At 44.7% G+C, this 4,776-nt stretch carries 3 protein-coding genes and 1 riboswitch; of the genes, 1 reads left to right on the top strand and 2 read right to left on the bottom strand.

What is annotated here, in order from left to right; all coding sequences use genetic code 11:
* Positions 1–83: 83 nt before the first annotated feature.
* Together VK097_RS10245 and VK097_RS10240 are read right to left on the bottom strand one after the other, a co-directional pair.
* Positions 84–776: an OmpA family protein gene (locus tag VK097_RS10245; protein ID WP_324211713.1), complete on the bottom strand. Its 693-nt coding sequence runs from the start codon at positions 774–776 to the stop codon at positions 84–86.
* Positions 766–2,592: a MotA/TolQ/ExbB proton channel family protein gene (locus tag VK097_RS10240; protein ID WP_324211712.1), complete on the bottom strand. Its 1,827-nt coding sequence runs from the start codon at positions 2,590–2,592 to the stop codon at positions 766–768. The genes VK097_RS10245 and VK097_RS10240 overlap by 11 nt, the downstream gene beginning before the upstream one ends.
* A gap of 645 nt (positions 2,593–3,237) precedes the next feature.
* A riboswitch (SAM riboswitch) is annotated at positions 3,238–3,352 on the top strand.
* 144 nt (positions 3,353–3,496) lie between these two features.
* Here VK097_RS10240 and VK097_RS10235 point away from each other — a divergent pair.
* Positions 3,497–4,776, top strand: a 1,280-nt coding sequence (locus VK097_RS10235; protein WP_324211711.1) for a Na+/H+ antiporter NhaC family protein, incomplete at its 3' end; no start/stop codon positions are given.

Below are 4,776 nucleotides of genomic sequence, written 5' to 3'. Positions count from 1 at the left end.
GACAGTGATACTGCACTGTTGCTGAGGCAGAAACAGCAGTTGGCGGACACTTGTGCAATAAATAATTGGTTGCTGCCCAGCACTCACTCCTTCAAAATCTCCCGTGTTTTCTCCAGAATCTCCTCGTCCTTGAGCCGGAATTTAAATTCCACTCTTCTGGAGTCTTCTGCACTGTAATTGCCGGTGTCATCGGTTCGGAAGTCGGTATATGACTTGCCGTTGACGGTTAATTTATCCTTCAGGTGCTGCTGGATATTTTTATATGGAAAGTCATCGCTCAGAATGTATTCGGCAACACTGTAGGCCCGTTCCTGTGAGAGCTGCATGTTATACATATAGCTCCCGTCGCGGTCGGTATGCCCTTCGATAATGATTTCAGCAATATATTTTTCATAGCCGCTTTTTAGCAAGATATCCAGATATTTAGGCACGAATTCATCCAAAAACTGATAGGATTCCTTTTTCAGTTCGGATTCATCATATGGAAATAGAATTTCCGTATTAAAAATAATTGCACCTGTCTCCTCATCCACTTCAATCCCCATTGGCGAATCGCTGAATTCTGTCTGTAAATCATTGACCAGCTGGGAACGAACCCCCATGATCTGATCGATTGTCTTTTTCATCTCTTCAATCTGCAGTGATTTAATAATCATCATCGCAATGAAAATTAAGATGAAACATAATAAAATAATGGTCAAGAGGTCGGTAAAAGATGGCCAGAAATGCCCGTCGTCCTGCTCCTTTTTGAAAAGGCGATGATATTTAGTATTCATTTCGCCTCAACCCTGCACCGTTCATAGTTTGAGTGGTCTGGCCGGTCCCACTCATCTGCCTGTTCAGCCCTTGTATCTCCCTGCTTAGATCCTGAAGTGTTTGCTGGATGTAACGGGAATTGCTTTGCTGAATGTCTTCTGACAGACGTTTTATTTCCTGGAATTCCTTCTTGATCCCACTATTTGTCATTTCTACTGAATCATTGATGTTCCGGGCGACCTTATCAAGCTTGTCGCCCAGTATCCCTTCCAGATTAGCTACATAATTGGAAAGGGTATTTTTTAAAACATCGACACTAGCATCAACTTGGTTTTCGCGCTGCTGGAACGATTGATTTATCTGGGATATGGTTTTGTTTATTTCATGAATCAGCTGGTTATTCTGCATACCGAGCTTTTCATACGTTTGGGCCGCTTCCTGCATTTGTCGTTCAAACGCCTTCGATTCCTCGGAATGAGCTTTCAGATGATTGTTGAAGGTCCGGTTAAACTCCTTCAGCTCGTCAAATCGGTCGGACAAGAGATACTTGTACTCCGCTTGTGTCTGATTGATCACCTCAAGAGCTTGAGGCAACTGGCTGATCGAGCCCCCCATTTTATCAAAGTCCTTGGATAGATCGCCGAGATTCGTAATGATTCCGGTCAGTTTCGAGCTGAGATCACTTCCAAATACCTGTTTGAAATCCTGATTGTGTGCCTCCATTTTTTCTGCCAGGTCATGGCTTTTCTGTGTGATGTTTTCAAATTTATTGTGAATGGATTGCTGTTCTTCCATGATGGACGACGTGAAGGATTTCAGCTCTCCAACCGACTCCTCGAAATGATTCAGGCTGTCCATCTGCGCTTCTGAAACTTCTTTAACGCGCTCATACGTATGTTCAAATGCTTTGACCATTCGCTCATTTTTTCCATCCATCTTTTTAAAGTAGGAAAACAATGAATCAAAGTTATTATTCAGCTTGGTGGTGGACTCGCCAAAGCCATCCGTCACGTCTTTCATATGGTGGAACAGTTCCTGAAATTCCCCCAGATTACTGGAAAGCCCATCATTAAATGCCGCCAGATCTTTTGCCGATTGTTGCAGTCCAGCGGTGTATTCCTGAAATCCGGCGAACGCATTTTCAATCCCAGTCAGTGACTGCTGATTCGTTTCCTGGAGATGCTGAATCGATTGGTCAATCGCTTCAGACACGTCAATCAGCCGGTTGATTCCATCCTGTTCGTTTCCTTCTAAATTTGATTCAACTTTTAACATGATATCCGTCAGCATATGTTCCGTATTCAACACTTTAATCAGGACGGTCATAATCAGGGATAGCCCCATCCCGGCAATGCTGGTATAAAATGCTACATCAATCCCCGACAGGACAGCAGCTATGTTCTCAACCAATTGACTGCCCGTCACATTGATACTTCCCAGCGCGATGGTCAGACCGATAAAGGTCCCCAACACCCCAATTAATATAAAAACAGAAACGGTCATCTGAATCATTTTAATCAGATTGACAACCGGCACGTTAAAAACACGCCAGCCGGAAAATTTCGCTTGGACAAACGTTTCCGGCTTGACCGGTTCCTCCTGCCGAATCCGGTCATACTCCGCTTGAAAGGTGCTCAGTGGTTCCATATCCAATCGATTCGTTGTTGTAATGTAGTTTCGTATTTTTTTAAGTTTTGTAAATAAGCCGATATGAACCAAAACGGTGAGGAAAAAGGAGGTAAACAGAATCATGAAAATCAGTTCGGTGGTTGGATTCGCTAAAATGTCTTTCGCTATCTGTTCGCTGGTGAACAGCTCCAGAATGAATTGCAGCATACATTCTCCCCCTGCTAGAAGCTCTTTCTTTATGGCTATTCAGAGGTTGGACAGATCATGTATGTTTTTAGGGACAGACTTGCATTCCCTGCATAACTCATGTACATATTGTCGGGTAAAATAAATATCCCCCCTGCTATTATATAAATGGGAGACGGTTCCTTGCGATATTCGCAATTTCAGGTTGAGGGGTTGATCATTTTTTAACATAGGAAAATTCTGATATTTTGTCGTAAGCTGCCTGAGCCGACAGTCATGATTGGAGACAAAGCCGGCTGGACTAAAGAACAAATCGATGACTGGATTAAGCAGGTCAAACAGGAAAAAGGGCGTAAAGAGTAGCTTGAAAGTGAATAGTCGTCCCCCTGTTCCTTTTTGACAACTTACCTTTAAACAAACATCTTTCAAATATCCGAACAACAAAATAGACATTTCACCGCTAACCAGGAATCAAAAGAGGCACAATCCTTTCTTAAAGACCGCTCACAATGCTGCAAGAGAGCTAATCACATAAGAACATTGGTTGGACGCAGGAGCTAGTGATAAGTTTAAATGACTTGTAGCCCGCATGATGAAAAGCCAGCAAACGGCTCTATTGACATAACTGCAAGCGTGTATTATACTCTCTATTATCCAATTTCATAAAACTTATCCAGAGCGGCTGAGGGATCTGGCCCTGTGAAGCCCGGCAACCTGCAAGCTTAATTGCAAGGTGCCAATTCCAGCAAATCGCAGTTTCAAGCGTTTTGAAAGATAAGGTGTCCGGTCGAACGCCTTCCAAAACGGGAGGTTTTTTTGTTTTTTAGCTTAAAAACAACGGACAACCAGTACACCAGTTTTTTCACAATATATCATCCAACAACCCTGAACCCACAGGAATCCAACAACGAATGGAGGAACAGCAATGAATGCACCAGAATTGAACAAAGGACGCGCATCGGCATTATTACCCTTTTTCATATTTCTAGTTCTGTTTATCGGCTCCGGTCTTCTCAGTGGCGATTTTTATAAATTGCCGGTACTTGTTGCAGTCTTTATCGCTGTTTTGACTGCACTGTTTATGAACCGAAAAATGGCATTTCAGGATAAACTTGATCATTTGACCAAAGGGGCCGGGCACCCCAACATCATGCTTATGGTTATCATTTATCTGCTGGCCGGCTCGTTCTCCGCAGTGGCGGAGGGCGTCGGTGCTGTTGATTCAACCGTCAATCTCAGCCTGACTTTTATTCCTGAAAACCTTTTGATTGTTGGCTTATTTATTATCGGCTGCTTCATTTCCATTTCCATGGGGAGCTCGGTCGGAACGGTCGTTGCCCTCGCTCCGATTGGTGTTGGTCTCGCTGATCAGACAGGAATGAGCACCCCACTGATTTTAGGGTCGATCATCAGCGGAGCGATGTTCGGTGATAATTTATCCATCATTTCGGATACAACCATCGCTGCTGTTAAAACACAAGCTGTCAAAATGAACGATAAATTTAAAGTGAACATCTTTATTGCCCTTCCGGCTGCCATCGTGACTGCTATTATTTTCGGTGTCATGACATGGGATGCCGGCGGATCGATCAGCGGTGAGCACCCGTATGATCTGGTGAAGGTGTTGCCCTATCTTGCGGTACTCATTTTTGCCGTCGCCGGGGTGAATGTGATTTACGTATTAATCGGCGGAATCGTTTTCGCTGGAGCAGTCGGGCTTTTTTACAGTACGTTTGATATCATGGAATTCCTGAATTTGCTTGGCGATGGCATGGCCGGCATGCAGGAGCTGGCCCTGTTATCGATTTTACTTGGCGGATTGGTTGAACTGATTCGCGTGAACGGCGGAATCGATTTCCTCCTGCACACTATCAGCACTCGAATTCGCTCGAGAAAAGGTGCTGAGGCGGGGGTCGCAGGACTTGTCAGTGTTTTTGACCTGTCAACGGCCAACAATACCATTGCGATTATCAGCGTTGGCTCATTGGCTAAACAGATCTCCGGACGGTTCGGTGTCGACCCGCGCCGGACAGCAAGCGTGCTGGATATTTTCGCAAGTGCTTTCCAGGGCATTTTGCCATATGGCGCACAACTGCTGGCGGTTGCCGGCGTTGCATCGATATCGCCCGTTTCCATCATGCCCTATAGTATTTACCCGGTTCTGCTCGGAATAGCGGGCATAATCGCCATTGCAACGGGGTACCC

This window comes from Lentibacillus sp. (assembly GCF_035301675.1).
Taxonomy (GTDB): Bacteria; Bacillota; Bacilli; order Bacillales; family Amphibacillaceae; genus Lentibacillus.
Note: the sequence above shows the minus strand (reverse complement) of the source record. Positions and strands in the feature narration are given on the sequence as shown.

Bases quoted from the DNA above. Each gene is read 5' to 3' on its own strand.
- VK097_RS10245 (WP_324211713.1), bottom strand. From the start codon at position 776: ATGAATACTAAATATCATCGCCTTTTCAAAAAGGAGCAGGACGACGGG.
- VK097_RS10240 (WP_324211712.1), bottom strand. From the start codon at position 2,592: ATGCTGCAATTCATTCTGGAGCTGTTCACCAGCGAACAGATAGCGAAA.